The following is a 19,161-nucleotide window of genomic DNA, read 5'->3' as shown; positions in this document are numbered from 1 at the left end:
GCGGGAGCCGGCGCCGGGCCGACGAGGGAGAGGGAAGGAACCCGACGGGACGGCGCGTGGCCGTCCCGTCGGGCCGAGCGAAGCGCTCAGGCGTTCAGGAACTCGTCCCACTTCTGCACGAGCGCGTCGTATTCTTCCGGCCACTGGTGCCAGTAGGCGACGTTCGAGGCGCGGGTGGCCAGCGAGCCGCCGTCGCGCAGGTCGCCCGGCTTGATGCCGCGCTCTTCCGCCATGTCCCAGGGCTTGCCCTCGTACCAGAAGGCATATTTCTTCGGGTCCATCGCCTTCTCGATATTGGTCGAGGGCGAGTAGTAGCCCTGTTCCGAGACGGTGATGCCCGGCTCGCCCGACAGCCAGTAATTGGCATAGGCGGCCACCGCCGCCGCGTTCGGCGTGCCCTTGATCATCGCAGGTCCGATGGCCCAGGCGCGGTAGCCTTCCTTCGGCACGGCGTAGCGGCAGGCCTTGCCCTGCGCCTTCACCGCCATCACGGCCGGCTGCCAGGCGTCGCAGACCACCATCTCGCCGGAGGCAAGGAGGTTCACCAGCTCGCCGAAATCGCCCCAGAGCGCGCGGAACTGGCCTTCCTTCTTCTTGGAGATCAGGAAGTTTCCGGCCTCCTCGATCTCCTCGGCGGTCGGGTTGCCGGGGTTCTTGGCCTCCAGGAGACCGAGCGAGTTCATGGCGAGGACGGCCTGGCCGATGGCGATGAGCGGGTCGGTGTTGAGGCCGGACTTGCCCTTCCACTTCGGGTCGAACAGGGCCGTCCAGCTGTTGGCCTCCTCGTCGGAGACGACGTCCGGATTGTAGCCGATGGAATCGTAGTTGTAGACGGCCGGCACCATCCAGAGGCTGGTCTGGCTCTCGTCGGTCCAGATCTGGCCGACGATCTGCGCCGAGCGGTCCCATTTCGGGTCGGGCTTGGTGAAGGTGTCGCGGATGGCGGCCCAGTTCGGCACGTCGGAGACGGCGATCGGGGCGGCGTGGTCGGTCATGGTGATGGCCGGCAGGCGTTCGCCGATCACCTCCCAGCAGTCGTAGTCCGAGGAGCCGGAGAGGATCTTGGTCTGCGCGTCCGGGAAGGTCGCGGCCGTGCCCGAGGTGGAGCCGACGCCCGACGCCGTCTTGAAGTCGGCGAGGATGCGTTCCTGCACCGTGGTCGAGAGACCCGTGGTGCGAAGACTCTGCTTGGAGAGGTCGGCCGCCTGCGCGAAGGCGCGGGTGGAGGAGAGGAACGGCGTGCCGCCGCCCAGCGCCAGGGCCATGGCGCCGGCGGTGCCCTTCAGCAGGGTGCGCCTGTCGAGGTCTTTGCGGATCATTGTCGCGAGCTCCGTTGAGAGAGGGTTGCACTGCTGCCCGCCGGAAACCGGCGCGGGATCGAAGGGATCAGTAGCGGCCGACGAGAAGGCCGCCGTCGACGGCGATGGTCTGGCCCGTGAGGTAGCGGGCCGCATCCGAGGCGAGGAAGGCGATGACGTCGGCGATGTCGGCGGGCTCGCCGAGGCGCCCCATCGGGATGAACTCGGCCGCCTTCTCGGCGCCCGCCGGCCCGAGCGAGTTCTTCTCCGAGAGAAGCTGCGCGGTGCGGATGTAGCCGGGCGCCACGCCGTTCACGCGGATGCCGTCGCGGGCGAGCTCCACGGCAAGGCCGCGCACCAGCCCGACGACGCCGGCCTTGGCGGCGGAATAGTGCACGTGCTCGTCCCAGCCATAGGCGACGCCCATGATCGAGGAGAGGCAGACGATCGCCCCCGAGCGGCGGGCGCGCATGCCCGCGAGCGCCGGGCGCACGACGCGCAGCATGCCCTTGAGATCGACGTCGAACGTGTGGTCCCAGCGCTCGTCGCTCATCTCCACGAGCGGCACCTTGTGGGCGATGCCGGCATTGGCGACGATGACGTCGAGCCGCCCGTGCCGGGCCTCGACATCGGCCACCAGCGCGTCGGCCTCCGCCGTGGAGGTGACGTCGAGGGGAAGGAACTCGGCCGAGCCGCCGGCGGCGGAAATGGCCTTCACGGTCTCCTGTCCCTCGGCCCGCAGCACGTCGGTGACGACGACATGGTCGCCTTCCGCCGCGAAGGCCTCGGCGGTGGCGCGGCCGATGCCGATGCCGGCGCCGGTGACGAGGACGATGCGGGGCTTGTCGGTCGTCATGATCGGGTCCTTCTGTGTCACAGCATCACGTCGCCGGAATTGGGCCCGAGCGTCTGGCCGACGAAGATCCGGGCGTCGGACGAGGCGAGGAAGGCGACGGTGCCCGCCACGTCCTCCGGCTCGCCGAAGGCGCCGAGCGGCAGTTCGGCGCGCTTGGCGGCCTGCCAGTCCGGCGAGAGCGCCCGCACGAGCGGCGTGTTGATCGGCCCCGGCGCGACGGCGTTGACGCGCACGCCCCGGTCCGACACCTCGCGCGCCAGCGCCTTGGTGAGCCCGATGATCGCGGCCTTGGCGGCCGAATAGTGCGTGAGCTCGACGCCGCCAATCTGGCCGAGCTGCGAGGCCATGTTGACGACGATGCCGGCGCCCCGCTCCAGCATGGAAGGCAGCACGGCGCGGGTCGTCAGGAAGGTGCCGCGCACATGGACGGCGAACATCCGGTCGAAGTCGGCGACCGCCAGATCCTCGAAACGGGCCTGATGCACGTGGCCGGCATTGTTGACGAGGAGCTCGACGGGCCCGAACGTCTCCACCGCGAGAGCGACGGCGGCCGAGACGCTCGCCTCCTGCGCGACGTCTGCCTGCGCGTGGACGGCCTTGTAGCCGGTATCGCGCAGGCGCTCGGCGGCGAGCGCGGCCTTTTCCGCGTCGAGATCGACCAGCACGACGCTCGCCCCGTCCGCGGCGAGCCGCTCGGCGACGGCAAGGCCGATGCCCGAGGCCGCGCCCGTGACGAGGGCGGTTCCTTGGAAGGCGGCCATCACGCGGCCTCCACCGGCACGCGCTTCGCCCGCTTGACCGACTGCACCATGAGGATGGCGTAGACCGCGAGGAGCGCGAAGGAGAACAGGGTCGTCAACACGCCGAAGGCGAAGACGTTGGGATGGATCTCGACCGAGAAGGTTCCGTAGATCGCCAGCGGCAGGGTGAGCTGCGAGCCGGAGGTGAAGAGCGTGCGGGCGAACTCGTCGTAGGAGAGGGTGAAGGCGAAGAGCATGGCGGAGAGGACGCCGGGGAAGATCACCGGAAAGGTCACCTTCCGGAAGGTCGTCACCGGCGAGACGCCGAGCGACCAGGCGGCCTCCTCGATCGAGCGGTCGAAGCGGTTGAAGATCGCGAGCATGACGAGGAAGGCGAAGGGATAGGTGTAGACGACGTGGAGGACGAAGGCGGTGCCCCACCAGGTGCGGTCGACGCCGATGAGGTTCGAGAACAGCGCCATGCCGAGGCCGACGAGGATGCCGGGCACCATCATGCCGAGGACGATGAGGTAGAAGACCGGGCCCGAACCCGTGAAGCGCTGGCGGAAGGCCTGCGCCGAGGCGACGCCGAGGAGAGTGGAGACGACCATCGTCATGAAGGCGAGAGTCAGGGAGCGCAGGAGGCCGTCCGCGATCGGCAGAGGCGCGATGCGCGTGGCGGGCACGAGGCCGAAGAGCTGGCGATACCAGTAGGTCGACCATTCCACGATCGGGAATTGCGGCCCGCCTTCCGGCCCCGCCTGGAAGGACAGGATGGCGAGGACCACGAAGGGCCCGTAGAGGAAGACGAGGAAGAGCGCGGTGTAGAGCGCCAGCGCGGGCTTCAGGATTCCGGTGTGCATCCTCGCCTCCTCAAAGCTCGTTGCGAAGGTTGACGACGCGCAGGAGCCCCGCGATCACCGCGCCCATCAGGAGCGTGAGGATGCAGCCGGCGACGGCGGCGAAGGCCCATTTGAGGGAGCCGACCTGGCTCACGATGATGTTGCCGAGCATGTTGGTCTTGCGGCCCGAGAGGGCGGCGGCGGTGGCGAACTCGCCCAGCACCATGACCGAGACGAAGATTGCCCCGACGACCACGCCCGGCAGCGACAGCGGCAGGATGATGGTGCGGAAGATGCGCCCGAAGCCGGCGCCGAGGTCGCGCGCCGCCTCGATGACGTTCGGATCGATGCGGCCGAGCATGAAGGTGATCGGGCCGACCATGAAGACGCAGTAGATCTGCGTCATGCCGATGATCACCGAGAGTTCGGAGAAGAGCAGCACGTCGAGCGGCTCGTCGATGATGCCGAGATTCATCAGGATGAGGTTGATCGCCCCTTGCGTGCCGAGCATCGGCCGCCAGGCGAGCACGCGGATGAGGAACGAGGTCCAGAAGGGGATGACGCAGAGGACGAGAAGCACCGTCTGCAGCGTCTTCGACTTCAGCATCAGCCCGATGAAGAGCGAGACCGGGTAGCCGACGACGAGCGTCGAGACGAGGACGATCAGCCAGATGCGCACCGTCGTCCAGAGCGCGTCGAGATAGGTGGCATTGGTGAGGAAGCGCACCCAGCTCGCGATGGTGAGCTTGGGCTCCACCGCGAAGGTCGTCTGCGTCCAGAAGGAGACGTAGACGACCATGATCATCGGCAGGACGAGGAAGAGCAGCATCCAGGCCACGCCGGGCGCCAGCAGGAGCCAGGAGGTGCGGCGGCGCTTGGCCTCGCGCAGGGCGGCGGGCGAGAGCCCGGCCTCGGCGGGGTGGGCGCCGCGGGCGGGGGCGAGCGTGTCTGTCGTCATCTCGGGCTTCCTCACGCGAAGACCAGCGCGTCGGCGCGTTTCCAGGCCAGCGTGTAGCGGGCGTCGGCTTGAAGGCTGCGCGGCTCGCCGCGGCTCAAGTGTTCCTCCACCTCCACGATCCGGCCGTCGTCGAGGGCGAAGAAGGAGAGGACGGACGCTCCGCCATATTCGCTGGCGAGGAAGCGGGCCGGCAGGCTCGCCTCGTCCGCCATGGCGTCCGCTTCCGGCCGTCGCACGTCGATCGCGTCATGGCGCACCGCGTAGACCGGCGCGTCGTGGCCGCGCCGCAGCGTCGCCGCGTCCATGGAGAGGAGGCCCGCCGTGGTGCGGAAGGCGCCGGCCTCGAGCGTGCCGGGCAGGAGGTTGAAGGCGTTCAGATAGCGCGCGACGCCGGGCGAGGCGGGCTCGGCATAGACGGCGTCGGGCGCGGCGAACTGGCCGACCGTGCCCTTGTCGAGAACGACGAGCCGGTCGCCCATGGCGAGCGCCTCGGTCTCCGAGCCGGTCACGTGCAGGAAGGTCACGCCGAGATCGCGGCGGATCTGGCGCAGCTCGTCGCGCATGCGGGCGCGCAGATGGGCGTCGAGCGCGCCGAGCGGCTCGTCGAGCAGGACGAGTTTCGGCCGCGTCACCAGCGTGCGGGCGAGCGCGACGCGCTGGCGCTGGCCGCCGGAGATCTGCGTGACGGAGCGCTGCTCGAGGCCCTTGAGGCCGACCATCTCGATCGCCTCCGCGACGCGGGCGGCGCGCTGCCGCTCGTCGCGCACGGGATCGACCGTGCGATGGGCAAGGCCGAAGGCGACGTTGTCGCGCACGTTGAGATGGGGAAACAGGGCGAAGTTCTGGAACACGAAGCCGATGCCGCGTTCGTGGGCGGGGCGCCCGTCCAGCCGCCGTCCCTCGAAGGCGATCGTGCCCGTCTCGGTCTCCTCGAAGCCGGCGATGAGCCGCAGCAGCGTCGTCTTGCCCGACCCGCTCGCGCCCAGAAGCGAGACATAGGCGTCGGCGGGAATGGCGAGGTCGATGCCCGCCAGCGCCGGCTTGCCGCCGAAGGACTTGGAGACGTTGGAAAGGGTGAGGATGGTCGCCATGAACGTTCCGGACCGTGTGCCGCGCGGCGGCGTGGACCCTGAAGTCGGGTGGTCCGCCGCTGCCAGTCCGAGGACGCTAGCAGCCGTGTTTTTTGTATTCAATAGTCCTTTACGAGCGTGCTGGAGATGCAACCAACGGCGGCGCGAGAGCGAGGATCCTGTTGGCACGAAAGTGAGCAGATGCAGCATTTGCCGCTCGGGCGGCCAGGTCGGCGCCATATCCGGGCCCGAAAGCCCTCGCGAGCTTGCCGGCGGGGCCCGCGCGCTTCGAAAAGGGCTCTTGCGACGACGGTGGTGACGTCGTGAAAGGCGCAACCGTGGCGACGTGGGCGCACAGCGATTGAGCGGCGTTGCAGCATAAGTATGCAATAGACATTTTTTCGCGCGGCGCCGGTTCCGCTGGACAAGGGAAGGGCGGCGCGGGAGATATCGAGGGCTGAAATCACGGGAATCGCCATGGAGGATCGCGCCCTCGCGGCACTGCCGCGCCGCTACGAAGTCGTCGCCGACACGTTGAGGCGCAACATCCTGGACGGACGGCTCCCCCAGGGCACCGTGCTCCTGGAGGGCCCGCTCGCGCAGCTCTTCCGCCTGTCCCGCGCGCCGGTGCAGCGTGCGCTGCAGGCGCTGGAGGCCGAGCGGATGATCGCCCGCTTCGAAGGCCGCGGCTATGTCGTGGGGGCTGACGGCGCGACGGTCGCGCCCCGGCGCGTCGATCTCGGCGAGCTCGATCTCGAGCTGCCGGTGGAGGCAGACGACGGGTTCCGCGACCGCCAGGCCTGGCGGCAGATCTACGCGACCGTCGAGGCCGACATCACCCGCTGCCTCGTCTTCGGCCGCTACCGCATCATCGAGACGGAACTCGCCGAGCATTTCCACGTCTCGCGCACCATCGTGCGCGACGTGCTCGGCCGCCTGCAGGAGCGCCGCCTCGTCGACAAGAGCGCCAGCTCCCACTGGATCGCGGGGCCGATCACCGCGCAGGCGATCAAGGACCAGTTCGAGATCCGCCGCATCCTGGAGCCGCGCGCGCTCGTCTCTGCCGCCGCCGCCCTTCCGGCCGAGCGGCTGGAACGGGCGCTGCAGGAACTGCGCCGCGCCGAGGCCGACAGTTGCGCGCCGGCGATGGGGGCCGAGCCGGCCGACCTGTCCACCTATGTCAGCCACGAGATCGTGCTCGCGACGCCCAATGCCGCGCTGCGCGACCTCGTGGCGCGAAACCTGCGCATGGTGGCGCTTTCCCAGCAGGTCCTGCGCCGCCTCGGCCTGCCGCAGGACCGCGCCGCGCTGACCGAGCAGCGCATGACCGTCGAACTCCTCGTCCACGGTGCGCTGGACGCCGCCGCCAGCATGCTCTTCACCCATCTCAACGCCGCGCAGCACCGCACGATCGGCCAGATGAAGATCGTCGCCGTCATTCCGCCGCCAACGAGCCTCGCACCCTATCTGCGGCGCACCGACGCCGCCGGCGACTGAGGCCGATCTCCTCAACCCGTTTCCGAGAGTCTTACCGCATGACCATGATCAAGCTCATCACCACCGGCGGCACGATCGCCTCGCGGCCGGGCGGCGCGAAGGCGGACGTGGTGGCCGAGATCTCCGGCGCCGAGCTGAAGGCCAGTCTCCACGGCGACCTCTCCGGCATCGAGATCGAGGTCGACGACTTCTGCAAGGTGGGCTCCTTCGCGATGGACCTGCCGCTCTCCTTCGCGCTCGCGGCACGCATCGCCGAGCATCTGGCGGACGAGCGCTGCCACGGCGTCGTGGTCACCCACGGCACGGACACGATGGAGGAGAGCGCCTATCTCGCCGATCTTCTGGTGGCGTCCGAGAAGCCCGTCGTCTTCACCGGCGCGCAGCGCTCGGCCGACGCGCCGGACACGGACGGGCCGCGCAACATCGCCAATGCCGTGCGCCTCGCCGCGGCGCCCGCCGCGCGGGGCCTCGGCGCCATGATCTGCTTCGAGGAGGATTTCCACGCCGCCCGCGACGTGACCAAGACCCACACCTCGCGCACCGACACGTTCCGCTCGGGCGAGCACGGCAAGCTCGGCGAGGTGGACGGGACGACCGTCGCCGTCCACCGCCGCCCGCTCCTGCGCCGCACCTTCGCCGCGCCGCGCATCGAGACGGAGGTCGAGCTGATCAAGCTCGCCATGGGCGCCTCGGACCGGCTGATCCGCCATGCCTTCGAGAGCGGCGCCAAAGCGATCGTCGTCGAGGGCTTCGGGCGCGGCAATCCGACGCCCGTCGTCACCCGCGCGATCGAGGAGATCGTGGCGGCGGGAGTGCCGGTGATCCTGTGCTCGCGCTGCCCGGAGGGCCGGGTGAAGCCCGTCTACGGCAATGGCGGCGGCAAGGATGCCGAGCGCGCGGGCGCGATCTTCGCCGGCGACCTCGCGGGCGTGAAGGCCCGGCTCCTGGCCGCCGTGCTCCTCGGCGACGGCGCCGACATCGCACGGTTGCGCGCCACTTTCGCCGAACTCGGCGGCTGAGGCACGGCGGCGCCTCGCGTCAGGCGATGCCGTCGCGCAGGCGCACGAAATAGTCGTCGTTGCCGACCTGGCCGCCCTTCAGCGCGATCTCCAGACCGTCGAAGGCGGGGTCGTCGCTATGGCTGAGCGAGACGGGCGAGCCCGGCGTCTCGGCCAGCGGGAAGCGCGGCGTCAGCGCGAAGACGCGAAGTTGGCGCAGCGCGTGGCTCGACGTGTCGCCCCCGGCGATCACCGCGCGCGTCAGCCCGCTCTCGCGCACCAGCGCCGCCTGCAACGCGCCGAGCCCGCGCCCGATCGCGTGGCGCGCTCCCTCCTGTCCGGCGATCTCGTCGCCGAGATCGCTCTGCGGGCCGAGCGCGGTATGGACGATCACCGAGCGGCCCGCGGCAAGGCGCGAGAGCGCCTCCCGCGTGACGGCCGCGATGGGCGCCGCGTCGCCATGGACGAAGGCGCGCGGATCGAAGGCGATCGCCTCGAAGCCGCAGGCCTCGGCATGGCGGATCTGGCGCTCCGTCGTCGGCGAACAGCTTCCCGAGACGACGGCGAGGCGCTCGACCGGCGCCAGCGCCTCGAACCGCGCGGGCGGCCCGGTGCGCCCCTCGGCCCGCCAGGCTTCGGCGAGCGCGTATTCGACGCCGGAGGAGCCCACGACGAAGCGGCAGCCGGCCTGCGCCAGACGCCGCAGCTGCCGTCCCGCCGAGCGCTGCGTGGGTTCGTTCAGGACGTCGATGAGGATCGCCGCCGCGCCCGCCTCGCGTGCGGCGTCCACCGCCGCGTCGCCGTCGCCGCTTCCAAGCGCCAAATGATCGACGAGGGCGATGGGGAGATCGGTCTGGGCCGCCAGATGACGGCGCAGGTCGGCCTCGTGCATCGGCGTCACGGGATGGCGGCTCATCACGGGATGGCGGTCGATGCGGAAGACCTCGCCGCGGAAGGCGGCGAAGAGTTCGCCGAAGACGGTGTAGCGCTTCAGCTGCGGGGCGCCCACGACGACGGGCACGGGGTTTCCGCCGAAGGCGGCGCGGCCGAGCTCGATGGCGCGGCCGATGCTGCCGAGGCCGGGCGCGGAATCGAAGGTCGAGCAGACCTTGTAATGGCAATGCTCGGCGCCCTGCGCCGCGAGCCAGGCGAAGGCGGGCGCGAGGTTGCGGTCCATCCAGTCCGGCGTCTCCGAGCGGCTGGTGCCGGCGATGCCAAGCGCCTGCAGGCCGGGAAACCGCGCCCGCTGCGCGGGCGTCGGCCGGTCGAGGAAGAGCACGGTCTCGACGCCGCGAAGCGCCAGCGCCTCCATGACGTCCGTCGAGCCGGTGAGGTCGTCGCCGTAGAAGGCGATCAGAAGCGGTTGGCGGGACATCGTCGTCTCCATCAGGGGGCGGACGGCGCGGGGCCGAACTTGGCGAGCGAGGCGGCCAGTTCGGGATGGTCGCGCGCATGGACGTCGAGCGGCACGCCGGCCTTGGCCGCGTCCCAGGCCTGACCCACCGCCTTCACGCCCGCGGCCGGGCCGCCGGGATGGCTGACGACGCCGCCGCCGCACAGATAGAGAAAGTCGGTCGAGCCCTGCGTGGCCTGCAGCGTCTCGGGCGCCTGCCCGCCCCATTGGCCCGAACAGACCACCGGCAGCGGCCTGTCCGTCGCGCGCGCCAGCGGTTTGCGCAGCGCCTCGTAGGAGCGCACGAAGGAGGCGTCGGGCTCCCAGTATTTCGCGGCGATGCCGTTGATCTGGAACTGGTCGACGCCGAGAAGCCGCCAGAGCGTCTCGTAGACCGCGAAGTCGAGCCCGAGCGCGGGATGGCGCGTGAGGATGTCCCATCCGTTGCGATGGGCATGGAGCACGAGGCCGGAGCGCTTGCGCAGGAAGAGCATGGCGCCCGGGCCGATGGAGTTGATGTTGACGACCGCCGCGTTGCCGCCCGCCGCGAGCACGATGTCGTGGTTGCGCAACATCTCGTCGGGGTCGGTCGCGGTGATGCCGAAGGCCATCATCACTTTCTTGCCCGTGCGCTGCTCGTGGTCGCGGATCACGGGCATGACGGCGTGGACGCGGTCCTTCAGGCTGGAATAGGCCGGGCCCATCAGCTTCTCGTCGTCCTTGACGAAATCGACCCCGGCCTCGGCCAGGTCGCGGATCATCGCGGCCGACTCGTGCGGGTAAAGCCCGAGCGCCGGCTTGACGATGGTGCCGATGATCGGCCGCCCGCGCCCAACGCCGGTCAGGGCGAAGGACCCGTCGATGCCGAATTGCGGGCCGGGATAGCGCTCGGAGAAGGCGGCGGGCAGGGATAGTCCGACGACGCGGATGCCGGTGAAGCCCTTGATCGCGTAGACGCCGTTGATGCAGATCGTCAGAAGTGCCGCCAGATCGACGCCGACGGCCTCCAGGGGGAAGGCGATATCGGCCTCGCCGCGCCGGTACGGGCCGGGTGCGGGCGCCGCCTCGGCGCCGAAGCCGGCCTCCTCGGTCGTGCCGAGGTCGCGCACGGCCAGAACCCTCGCGCCGACGCGGGCCTTCAGCGCCGGCGTCTCGCCGGGAAGTGCGACGAACGTGCCGGTGGACTGGTCGCTGGCGATCGTCTCGGCGAGCGCGGCGACGCTTCCGGCCGTCTCGATGCGATAGGTCACGACGATTGTGTCGCTCATCCTAAATCTCCCTCCCGGCACGGCGTCGGCTCTCCCGCCGCACGATGCCATCTCGTATGATGAGCATGCCGCGCGCCCCGGCCTGCTTCGATCCCGGCTGGGACGCACTGCCCCTGGAGACCCGAACGCCATGTCCGTTTCGTCCGAGCCGATCGTTCGCCGCAAGCTCTCCGCCGAGGTCTTCGCGCGGCTGAAGGCGATGATCACCGAAGGCGAACTGAAGCCCGGCGACGCCATGCCCTCCGAGCGCGAACTGATGGAGCGCTTCGGGGTCGGGCGCCCGGCCATCCGCGAGGCCATGCAGTCGCTGGCCGGGATCGGGCTCCTGGCGATCTCGCACGGCGAGCGGGCGCGCGTCCTGAAGATGACGCCGCGCTCGCTGTTCGGGCAGGTGGATGCGGCGGCGGCCATCATGCTGCAGACCTCGCCGACCGCGCTCGACCATCTGAAGGAGGCACGGATCTTCTTCGAGCGCGGCCTCGTCGTTCAGGCGGCGGAGCGCGCGACGGCCGAGGACGTGGCGGCGCTCGAAGCGCTCATGGCCGCGCAGCGCGCCGCGCTCGGCGACGCCGACACGTTCATCGCCGCCGACATGCGCTTTCACCAGCGCATCGCCGCGATCTCCGGCAACCCGATCCTGGAGGCCGTCGCCGAATCCATGCTGGGCTGGCTGAAGCAGTACCATACGGACCTCCTCATCTGGACCGGCAAGGAGAACCTCACGCTGGTCGAGCACGAGGAGATCGTCGCCGCGATCCGGGCGCGCGATGCGGGCGAGGCGGAAAGCGCGATGGTGCGGCACCTGGAGCGCTCGCGCGCCCTCTACGTCCATCAGGCGGGCTAGCGGCCGGGCGGCGGCATGGCGGCCTTCTCGTCCCGCGGTCACGATGAGGCCACGAGGAACCGCATGACCGCATAGGGCCCGATCAGCCCGGCGCCGGGATCGCCTTGGGGCAGGCGACCCCCGGCGGCGGCGTCGAATCCGGCAAGGTCGAGGCACCAAGCCTCGCGGGGCCGCGCATCCATGCGGAAGGCCTGCGCCTCCGCGGTGAGGTTGGCGAGCCAGACCTCCGTATCGCCATCGGCCCGCATCGCCGCGAACCCGTCGATCCGAGCGCGGCCCGACGAGGCGAGCGTGCGGCGGCGGCATCCGGAGAGGTCGGCGAGCGCCCTGGCGACATGGAAGGCCGGCACCACCGTCTCGCCCCCGGCGAGAAGTCCGCGCGGACCGGCGAAGGAGGCGCCGGTCCAGCTCGAGACCTCGCCGCCCGCCAGCCGCGCGGCGTAGCCGGTCAGCCAGGCGGCCGCGAAGAGACCGCGCTGGCGCGGGTCGTCATGCGCCATCGCGATCCGCCGGCCCTGCGGATTGTCCATGGTCCGCGACCCGTAGGGGTTCTGGCGCATGCCGATCGTCGTCGGCCCGAGATGGTAGGGCGTGTCGCCGACGAAGGCGCGCGTCGAGGCGGTGACGAAGGGCAGGGATTCCAGCGACTGCATCACGCTCGCATCGTCCGCCGCGTGGACGATCGGGCAGGTGGCGTGGGTGACGAAATCGAGATGCGCGACGGGCACGCGCTTGCGGTTCAGCTCGGTGAAGTAGCTGAACATGCCGCCGCCGAGCGCCACACCGGGAAAGACCTCGCGCGCCGCCTCGTAGATCTCCTCCAGCGGCGGACAGTCCGGCCAGGCGCTGCCCGGCGGGGTGGACTGGCGGTCGACGGACGGCCCGACCACGATCGCGGCGGGACGCAGCGCCGAGGCGCCGACGAGCGCTGCGAGCCGCGGCAGCTCGACGGCTGGAGCATCCACGCCGGGAACGACGCATTCGAGCATGGCCGGGACGCCCGGCAGGACATGCGCGAGGGCTGCGAGCGCCGCCAGTTCCCGCGCGCCATGTCCGGCCGTCGGATCGAAATGCAGGAGGAGATGACGCGGCGCCAGATCGGCAAGGCGCTCCGCTGCCGCGAGCGCTTGGCCCACCTCCTCCGGCGCGACTGCGACGCCGATGCGCGGCAGGAAGACATCCGTGACGCCTGCGAGCGAGAGGGAGACGCCCTCCGCGCCCGGCCGGACGGCCGGCGCGGGGACGCCGCCGCGGTCGCCGTCGATCGAGAGCGTCACGGCCTGCCGGTCGGTCTTTCCGGCCGGCAGGCGATAGGGCCAGGGCTCGGCGAGCGGGCGCACATAGGTCTTGTAGGAGGCGTCCGTCCAGGCGCGCTGATCCTCCATCTCGAACCGGTCGCCGGTCATCGTCACGACGGCGCGGAGGCCGGGCGCCAGTTCGTGCGCGATGGCACGCATGTCCTTGAAGGGCTGCCAGGGCTCGATCCGTTCGGGAAAGCGCGCCTGCTCGACCGTGCCGTCCGTTTGGGTGACGGTGACCGGTCGCCCTGCCAGGCCCTCGATCGGGTGGAGGATGCAGAAGCCGCAGCGATTGGTCTCGAAGGCGGCGTCGGGCGTCGCCTCGACGGTGAAGGCGAGGCGCCCGCCCGCATCCGCCTCGATGGCGGCGGCAAGGCGCAGCACCGCGCCCTCGTTCGAGCGGCAGGTGGCGCTGTAGCTCACGCGAATGCCGGAATCCAATTCCTCGACGACGAGATCGGCGATGTCGAGCGCGTAAGTGCCCCAGTCGCGGTCGCGTACGATATAGGCGATCGCGCGCAGGACCTCGACGCCGTGCCAGCGGATGGCGCGAAGGCCCGCGTCCACGAAATCCGCCTCCAACGGGCCGGCGACGAGGCGGCGGGGAACGGGCACGGGCTCGCTCGTGCCGGTCAGCTTCAGGCGGTCGGCCGCGCTTCTCGCCATCGCGTCAGGCGACCTTTGCCGGATCGACCGTCTTGCCGCTCGCCGCGCTCGCATAGGCGGCTTCCACGAGGGCGAAGGTCTTGAGATTGTCGGCGCCGGAGGTCGCCGGTTCGACCCCCGCCCGCAGCGTCGCGACGAAGTGGCGCTCGATGTTGAGGACGCTTTCCTGCACGCCGTGCCAGGGGCGTTCGGCCCAGTCGAGCAGCGTCGGGGAGACGTCGCGCGTCTCCGCGCCCGCCTTGGAGATCAGCGTCAGCTTGTAGCCCGCGTCGAGCTGCACCGAGCCCTCGCTGCCCTCGACATCGATCAGCACCTCGGGGAAGAGTTCGCGTGCGCGCCGACTCGAATAGGAACAGTCGACGATGGAGGTGACCCCGCTCTCGTGGACGAGGAGCATGGTCGCGACGTCCTCGCCCTTGATGGCGGGGTTCACCCGTGCGGTGGAGGCGGTCAGCCGCGCGACCTCTCCGAAGAGGAACCGCGCGGTATCGAGCACGTGGACGCCGAGATCCTCGATGATGAAGCGCTCGCCCTCCGCGAGATACGGCTGCCCGGAAATGACGTCGTAGCCCGAGCGGAAGGAAACGCGGCCCCAGAACGGCCTGCCGATCGCGCCGGAGGTCAGGATGTCCCGCACGGCCATGATGGGCCTCTGCCAGCGGAAGTTCTCGTGGACCATCATCGCCACGCCGGCGGCCTCGCAGGCCGCCACCATGGCGCGGCCGTCCGCGATGGTCGGCGCCATCGGCTTCTGGCAGATCACCGGCACCTTGTGGGCGGCCGCCAGTTCCACCAGCGCGCGATGGGTCGGCGCGGTCGTGGCGATGTCCACGAAGTCGAGCCTTTCGGCCGCGAACATCGCCGCCGCGTCCGTATAGGTGCGCTCGATGCCGAAGGCGGCCGCGACCCTTGCCAGCCGCGCGGCGTCACGGTCGCACAAGGCGACGATGGCGGCTCCGTCCGCCTGCCGCGAGAGATCGCGCCAGGCGTTCAGATGGTTGTTGGCGAAGAAGCCGCAGCCGATGAGGCCGCCTTCGAGGAGTGCCATTCTCGCTCGTCTTTCCTGCGATGGCCGCGGGCGCCGGTGCGTGCCGAGGCGTTGGGCTTGGCGGAGCCGCCGTCCGCCGGCGGATCGGAGCGGGTTTGCCTGCCTCAGGTGATGCGGCGGATCGAGTCCGCCAGTTCCTGCGGCTCGAACACGCGCTTCCAGTCCTGCCGCATCAGCATCGGCTTGCCGAATTCGATGGCCTTGTTGCACGCATCGGAGAAGACGCCCGGCGTCTCCTCGAAGATGACGGAGCCGAGCACGTTCATGTGGCCGAGCAGGAAATCGCGCGCCGCCTCGCGCGGCACGCCCCGGCGCACCACCTCGTCCATCGCCTCGCGCATGACGTCGAGAAGCGAGGCGCAGACCGTCTCCGACAGGCCGGGTTCCAGAAGCGCCATCTGCTCGACCGTGACGCGATGCGAACGCATGACCGGCGCCCAGATGACCTTGGCCACTTCCTCGCCGAGCGCGAAGTGCTCTTCCGGCCCCTGCATCAGCGCCGAGACGATATGCTGCTTGGCCGCGACGCCGCCGAAGAAGTCGCGCTTGGCGGCGGGATCGGTCTCGTCGTTGAAGATCGGCGGATGGCAGGGATGGGTGACGAAATAGGTGATGTCCGCGCGCTTGGGGAGGTGGCCCGCGAAGGGGGCCGCGGCATCCAGGATGACGATGATGGTGCCGGGGGCGAGGTCGTCCACGATGGCCGAGGCGACCTTGCCGATATGGGTGTCGGGCACGGCGAGCACGACGACCTCGGCACCCTTTAACGCCTCGTCCTGGGGCACGCAGTCGAAGCCGAGGCCGGACTTCAGGCGCTCGCGGCCGGCCGGGCTCAGCTCGACATGGCGCATGTCGAAACGAGATCCCTTGAGATTGGAGGAGAGCCGGTAGCCCATCTTGCCGCCGGCGCCGAACAGGGCGATCGCTGTCATGTCTGGTCTTTCTTCTGTCTGGAACGGGCTTCTGTCTGGAACGGGCTTCCGTCTCGAAGGCGGTCAGCGCCCGAGGGCGGCCTGGCGCTGCAGGGCGATGCGCTGCTGCAGGCGCTGCTGGAACTGGTCGACGACGACGGCGGCGATGATGACGAGGCCCTTGATGACGGTCTGCCAGAAGGAGGAGACCCCCATCATCACCAGACCGTCCGAGAGGATGCCGATGACGAAGGCGCCGATGATCGTGCCGCCGATCCTGCCGCGCCCGCCCGACATGGAGGTGCCGCCGAGGACGGCCGCGGCGATGGCGTTCAGCTCGAAGGTCTCGCCGGTGGCCGGATGCGAGGCGACGAGCTGCGAGGCCACGATCAGCCCGACGATCGCCGCGCAGAAGCCGGAGAACATATAGACGAACATCTTCGTGCGGTTGACCCGGATGCCCGAGAGCGCCGCCGCCTTCTCGTTGCCGCCAACGGCGTAGATGTAGCGCCCGAGCGGCGTGCGGGCGGCGAGATAGGCTGCGCCCAGCCCGACGACGATCAGCGTCCAGATCGAGACGGGAATGCTGAGAAAGGACCCGGCGCCGATCAGCGGGAACGTGTCGGTGCCCCATTCGGCCGAGCCGCGAAGGTTCGGAAAGGTCGCGCCGTCCGAGGAGAGGAGCGCCATGCCGCGCGCGACATAGAGCGTGCCGAGGGTCGCGATGAAGGGCGCGACGTTGAGGCGGGTGATGAGAAGCCCGTTCACGACGCCGACGAGCACGCCGACGAGAAGCGTGATCGCCACGATCTCCGCGGTGTTGAAGAACACGGTCTGGCCGAGGACGCCGATCTCCACCCCGTTCAGCACGAGATAGCCGGCGACCATGCCGCACAGGCCGACGATCGAGCCGACCGAGAGGTCGATGCCGCCGGTGATGATGACGAAGGTCATGCCGATGGCGAGGAAGGCGTTGAGCGCCACATGCTCGGCCATGATGATGAGGTTGGCCGTCGACAGGAAGTTCGGCGCGGCGAAGGAGAAGAACAGGACGACCGCGATCAGCGCGATGAAGGTGCGCGCCTTCAGGAGGAGAAGGACGGGCGACACGTCCCGGCGCGCCGTCGGCGCCGTTGCGGGGGCGAGGGTCATGGCCGGTTCTCCGCGGCGGTGGGACGTGTCTCGTGGAGGCCGTGGCCGAGCGCGGAGAGGGCGACGACCGCCTCCTCGCTCGCCTCGCCGCGCGGCAGGTCGCCGGTGACGCGCCCGTTCGACATGACGATGATGCGGTCGGACAATTCCATCACCTCCTCGAGGTCGGAGGTGACGAAGAGGATGCCGAGCCCTTCGGCGGCGAGCGTGCGCATGACGCGGAAGACCTCGGCCTTGGCGCCGATGTCGATGCCCCGGCTCGGCTCGTCCATCAGCAGCACCTTCGGCCCCGTCATCAGCGCCTTGCCGATGACGATCTTCTGCTGGTTGCCGCCCGAGAGCGAGGAGACCGGGCTCTCCAGCCCCGCGACCTTGACGGCGAGCCGGCGGACGAAGTCGGTGACCGAACGGCGCTCCTTGGCCAGGTCGAGATGGAAGCCCGTCGTGAAGCTCTTCAGCGAGGAGAGGCTCATGTTCTGCGCGACCGAGAGGATCTGCACGAGCCCCTCGGCCTTGCGGTCCTCGGGAATCAGCGCGACGCCGCGCTTGATGCGCCCGTGGATGCTGCGGTCGGACAGGTCCTGCCCGTCGAGGCTCACGCGGCCCGTGGCGGCCTCTTCCCGGCCCATGATGCAGGAGAGGAGCTCGGTGCGCCCGGCGCCCATCAGCCCGTAGATGCCGACGATCTCGCCGCGCCGCAGCGAGAGGGACACGTGGTCCACCGCGAAGCCGCCGGCCTTGCGCGGCAGCGTCATCTCCTCGACGCGCAGCACTTCCGCGCCGAATTCGTGGTGGATCGTCTTGGCGAAGTCCTTGGAGGAGGCGCCGATCATGGCGCGCACGATCCAGGGCACGTCCACGTCCGTCATCGCCCGCGCGCCGGTGATGCGCCCGTCGCGCAGGACGGTGATGAAATCGCCGATGCGCACCAGCTCCTCGAGCCGGTGCGAGATGTAGACGATGGCGACCCCTTGGGCTTTCAGCTCGCCGATGACGCGGAAGAGGATCTCGACCTCCGCCGCCGAGAGCGCCGAGGTCGGCTCGTCCATGATGAGAATGCGCGCGTCCTGCGCCAGAGCCTTGGCGATCTCCACGATCTGCTGCTCGCCGATGCGAAGGTCCGCGACCAGCGTGTCCGGCGAATTGGCGTGTTCGAGGCGTTCGAGCAGCGCGGCCGCCACGGCGCGCTGGGCCGGCATGTCGATGTCGATGCCGGCGCGCGTCTTCTCGCGGCCGATGAAGATATTCTCGGCGATGGTCATGTTCGGGAAGAGGTTGAGCTCCTGGAACACGATGCCGATGCCCGCCGCCCGCGCCGCCGCGGTGGAGGGCAGGGCGATCGGCTGGCCGTCGAGGACGATCTCGCCCGTCGTCGGCTGCTCGACGCCGGCGATGATCTTCATCAGCGTCGACTTGCCCGCGCCGTTCTCGCCGACGAGGACGTTGACCGCGCCGCGCCGCACGTCGAAATCGACGCCCTTCAGCGCCTGCGTGCCCGGATAGACCTTGGTCGCGCCGCGCACGGAGAGGACGATGTCGTCGGCGAGGGGGATGGCGTCGGGTCGGGCGGCCTCGCTCACGCGCCGCCTCCCAGCGTCACCGAGACGGGCGTGAGCAGCACCCTGTCGGCGCCCGACTTCAGGGTGAAGGCGCCGACCGCCTCGACGCTCCGGCCGACCAGCGCCTCGCGCGGCAGCGCCTTCAGCGCGGTCTCGTAGGCCTGGCTGTTGAACGCCTTGGCGACGTCCGCGAACTCGATCTGGTTGGCGTAGCTCGTGAAGGTGACGAAGGGCAGGGCGTCGCGCAGCGACGTGCCCTTGATGACGGGGCCGAGCTGGATCGTGACGTCGCCGGTTCCGTCGCCGTCCGTGTCGACCAAAGCCGTCGCGGCGCGCGACTTGGTGTCGGCGGAGACGATGGTGCCGGCGACGCGGGCGAGGAAATTGAAGGGCGCGCCCTCCTTCACCTCGCGGTAGCCGAACCGTTCGCCGGCGGATGCGAAATCCGCCGCCGCGGCGGTGCGGATCTCGCCAAAGGGCACGGCCTTCTCGTTGACATAGGGCACGACCTTCGCCCCGTAGAGCGCGGTGCCGGAGGCGCTGGCCGTCGGCGCGGCCGCGGCCTGACGCCGGGCTGCGAGCTCGGCCGTGTCGACGAATTTGCAGGCGGGCAGGGCGAGAGCCAGAAGCGCGAGCGCCGGGGCAAGACTTCGCGGAAGCTGAGGCATGGCCGTTTCGCTCGATGGGGTTTGGTGCGGGTCGCGCCGGTGCCGCCCGTGCGGCCGGGAGAGGCGCCCGACGCCTGGCGCGGGCGGCGCGCGTC

General features: G+C 70.1%; 17 protein-coding genes. 3 read left to right on the top strand and 14 right to left on the bottom strand.

What is annotated here, in order from left to right:
* Positions 1-86: 86 nt before the first annotated feature.
* From ASG48_RS16205 to ASG48_RS16180, 6 genes are all read right to left on the bottom strand, one after another.
* A complete protein-coding gene (locus ASG48_RS16205) occupies positions 87-1,319 on the bottom strand; it encodes an extracellular solute-binding protein (protein WP_055852216.1) in 1,233 nt (410 codons plus the stop codon).
* Positions 1,320-1,386: 67 nt separating this feature from the next.
* Positions 1,387-2,154, bottom strand: a complete 768-nt coding sequence (locus ASG48_RS16200) for an SDR family NAD(P)-dependent oxidoreductase (RefSeq protein WP_055852214.1) — start codon at positions 2,152-2,154, stop codon at positions 1,387-1,389.
* Between the two features lie 17 nt (positions 2,155-2,171).
* A complete protein-coding gene (locus tag ASG48_RS16195) occupies positions 2,172-2,915 on the bottom strand; it encodes an SDR family NAD(P)-dependent oxidoreductase (protein ID WP_055852211.1) in 744 nt (247 codons plus the stop codon).
* A complete protein-coding gene (locus tag ASG48_RS16190; RefSeq protein ID WP_055852208.1) occupies positions 2,915-3,757 on the bottom strand; it encodes an ABC transporter permease in 843 nt (280 codons plus the stop codon). The genes ASG48_RS16195 and ASG48_RS16190 overlap by 1 nt, the downstream gene beginning before the upstream one ends.
* Before the next feature lie 10 nt (positions 3,758-3,767).
* Entirely contained in the window at positions 3,768-4,694 is a 927-nt protein-coding gene (locus ASG48_RS16185) for an ABC transporter permease (RefSeq protein WP_082529539.1), read from the bottom strand.
* An 11-nt stretch (positions 4,695-4,705) separates the two neighbouring features.
* Positions 4,706-5,785 carry an ABC transporter ATP-binding protein gene (locus tag ASG48_RS16180; protein ID WP_055852205.1) on the bottom strand — a complete coding sequence of 360 codons (1,080 nt, stop codon included), beginning with the start codon at positions 5,783-5,785 and terminating at the stop codon, positions 4,706-4,708.
* Positions 5,786-6,241: 456 nt separating this feature from the next.
* On the opposite strand from ASG48_RS16180, the gene ASG48_RS16175 reads away from it, so the two are divergent.
* Positions 6,242-7,261, top strand: a complete 1,020-nt coding sequence (locus ASG48_RS16175; protein ID WP_055852204.1) for a GntR family transcriptional regulator — start codon at positions 6,242-6,244, stop codon at positions 7,259-7,261.
* A gap of 38 nt (positions 7,262-7,299) precedes the next feature.
* Positions 7,300-8,280 carry an asparaginase gene (locus ASG48_RS16170; protein WP_055852202.1) on the top strand — a complete coding sequence of 327 codons (981 nt, stop codon included), beginning with the start codon at positions 7,300-7,302 and terminating at the stop codon, positions 8,278-8,280.
* A gap of 19 nt (positions 8,281-8,299) precedes the next feature.
* On the opposite strand, the gene ASG48_RS16165 is transcribed toward ASG48_RS16170, so the two are convergent.
* Entirely contained in the window at positions 8,300-9,634 is a 1,335-nt protein-coding gene (locus tag ASG48_RS16165) for a four-carbon acid sugar kinase family protein (RefSeq protein ID WP_055852201.1), read from the bottom strand.
* Between the two features lie 11 nt (positions 9,635-9,645).
* Positions 9,646-10,920 carry a 3-oxo-isoapionate-4-phosphate decarboxylase OiaX gene (gene oiaX, locus ASG48_RS16160; RefSeq protein ID WP_156381648.1) on the bottom strand — a complete coding sequence of 425 codons (1,275 nt, stop codon included), beginning with the start codon at positions 10,918-10,920 and terminating at the stop codon, positions 9,646-9,648.
* Between the two features lie 130 nt (positions 10,921-11,050).
* Between oiaX and ASG48_RS16155 the strand changes: the two genes are divergently transcribed.
* Positions 11,051-11,764: a transcriptional regulator NanR gene (locus tag ASG48_RS16155; protein WP_055852196.1), complete on the top strand. Its 714-nt coding sequence runs from the start codon at positions 11,051-11,053 to the stop codon at positions 11,762-11,764.
* Between the two features lie 38 nt (positions 11,765-11,802).
* Here ASG48_RS16155 and ASG48_RS16150 read toward each other — a convergent pair whose 3' ends face one another.
* From ASG48_RS16150 to ASG48_RS16125, 6 genes are all read right to left on the bottom strand, one after another.
* A complete protein-coding gene (locus ASG48_RS16150) occupies positions 11,803-13,728 on the bottom strand; it encodes a hypothetical protein (protein ID WP_055852193.1) in 1,926 nt (641 codons plus the stop codon).
* 4 nt (positions 13,729-13,732) lie between these two features.
* On the bottom strand, positions 13,733-14,776 hold the full coding sequence (locus ASG48_RS16145) for a Gfo/Idh/MocA family oxidoreductase (protein ID WP_055852190.1): 1,044 nt from the start codon (positions 14,774-14,776) through the stop codon (positions 13,733-13,735).
* A 104-nt stretch (positions 14,777-14,880) separates the two neighbouring features.
* The gene (locus tag ASG48_RS16140) at positions 14,881-15,708 is read right to left on the bottom strand and encodes a phosphogluconate dehydrogenase C-terminal domain-containing protein (RefSeq protein ID WP_055852187.1); all 828 of its coding nucleotides are present in this window, start codon (positions 15,706-15,708) and stop codon (positions 14,881-14,883) included.
* A 63-nt stretch (positions 15,709-15,771) separates the two neighbouring features.
* A complete protein-coding gene (locus ASG48_RS16135) occupies positions 15,772-16,839 on the bottom strand; it encodes an ABC transporter permease (protein ID WP_055852184.1) in 1,068 nt (355 codons plus the stop codon).
* Positions 16,836-18,419 (bottom strand): sugar ABC transporter ATP-binding protein, encoded by a 1,584-nt coding sequence (locus ASG48_RS16130; RefSeq protein ID WP_082529538.1) that lies wholly within the window; start codon positions 18,417-18,419, stop codon positions 16,836-16,838. Before ASG48_RS16130 ends, ASG48_RS16135 begins: the two co-directional genes overlap by 4 nt.
* A complete protein-coding gene (locus ASG48_RS16125; RefSeq protein ID WP_055852181.1) occupies positions 18,416-19,066 on the bottom strand; it encodes a DUF2291 domain-containing protein in 651 nt (216 codons plus the stop codon). Before ASG48_RS16125 ends, ASG48_RS16130 begins: the two co-directional genes overlap by 4 nt.
* Between the last annotated feature and the right edge of the window lie 95 nt (positions 19,067-19,161).

The sequence above is a fragment of the Aurantimonas sp. Leaf443 genome, from assembly GCF_001425575.1.
Classification (GTDB): domain Bacteria; phylum Pseudomonadota; class Alphaproteobacteria; order Rhizobiales; family Rhizobiaceae; genus Leaf443.
This window is presented reverse-complemented; position numbering and strand designations above follow the sequence as displayed.

Coding starts and splice junctions, on each gene's coding strand:
- ASG48_RS16205 (WP_055852216.1), bottom strand. CDS start 1,319: ATGATCCGCAAAGACCTCGACAGGCGCACCCTGCTGAAGGGCACCGCC.
- ASG48_RS16175 (WP_055852204.1), top strand. CDS start 6,242: ATGGAGGATCGCGCCCTCGCGGCACTGCCGCGCCGCTACGAAGTCGTC.
- ASG48_RS16200 (WP_055852214.1), bottom strand. CDS start 2,154: ATGACGACCGACAAGCCCCGCATCGTCCTCGTCACCGGCGCCGGCATC.
- ASG48_RS16170 (WP_055852202.1), top strand. CDS start 7,300: ATGACCATGATCAAGCTCATCACCACCGGCGGCACGATCGCCTCGCGG.
- ASG48_RS16125 (WP_055852181.1), bottom strand. CDS start 19,066: ATGCCTCAGCTTCCGCGAAGTCTTGCCCCGGCGCTCGCGCTTCTGGCT.
- ASG48_RS16150 (WP_055852193.1), bottom strand. CDS start 13,728: ATGGCGAGAAGCGCGGCCGACCGCCTGAAGCTGACCGGCACGAGCGAG.
- oiaX (WP_156381648.1), bottom strand. CDS start 10,920: ATGAGCGACACAATCGTCGTGACCTATCGCATCGAGACGGCCGGAAGC.
- ASG48_RS16195 (WP_055852211.1), bottom strand. CDS start 2,915: ATGGCCGCCTTCCAAGGAACCGCCCTCGTCACGGGCGCGGCCTCGGGC.
- ASG48_RS16180 (WP_055852205.1), bottom strand. CDS start 5,785: ATGGCGACCATCCTCACCCTTTCCAACGTCTCCAAGTCCTTCGGCGGC.
- ASG48_RS16185 (WP_082529539.1), bottom strand. CDS start 4,694: ATGACGACAGACACGCTCGCCCCCGCCCGCGGCGCCCACCCCGCCGAG.
- ASG48_RS16145 (WP_055852190.1), bottom strand. CDS start 14,776: ATGGCACTCCTCGAAGGCGGCCTCATCGGCTGCGGCTTCTTCGCCAAC.
- ASG48_RS16135 (WP_055852184.1), bottom strand. CDS start 16,839: ATGACCCTCGCCCCCGCAACGGCGCCGACGGCGCGCCGGGACGTGTCG.
- ASG48_RS16165 (WP_055852201.1), bottom strand. CDS start 9,634: ATGTCCCGCCAACCGCTTCTGATCGCCTTCTACGGCGACGACCTCACC.
- ASG48_RS16155 (WP_055852196.1), top strand. CDS start 11,051: ATGTCCGTTTCGTCCGAGCCGATCGTTCGCCGCAAGCTCTCCGCCGAG.
- ASG48_RS16140 (WP_055852187.1), bottom strand. CDS start 15,708: ATGACAGCGATCGCCCTGTTCGGCGCCGGCGGCAAGATGGGCTACCGG.
- ASG48_RS16190 (WP_055852208.1), bottom strand. CDS start 3,757: ATGCACACCGGAATCCTGAAGCCCGCGCTGGCGCTCTACACCGCGCTC.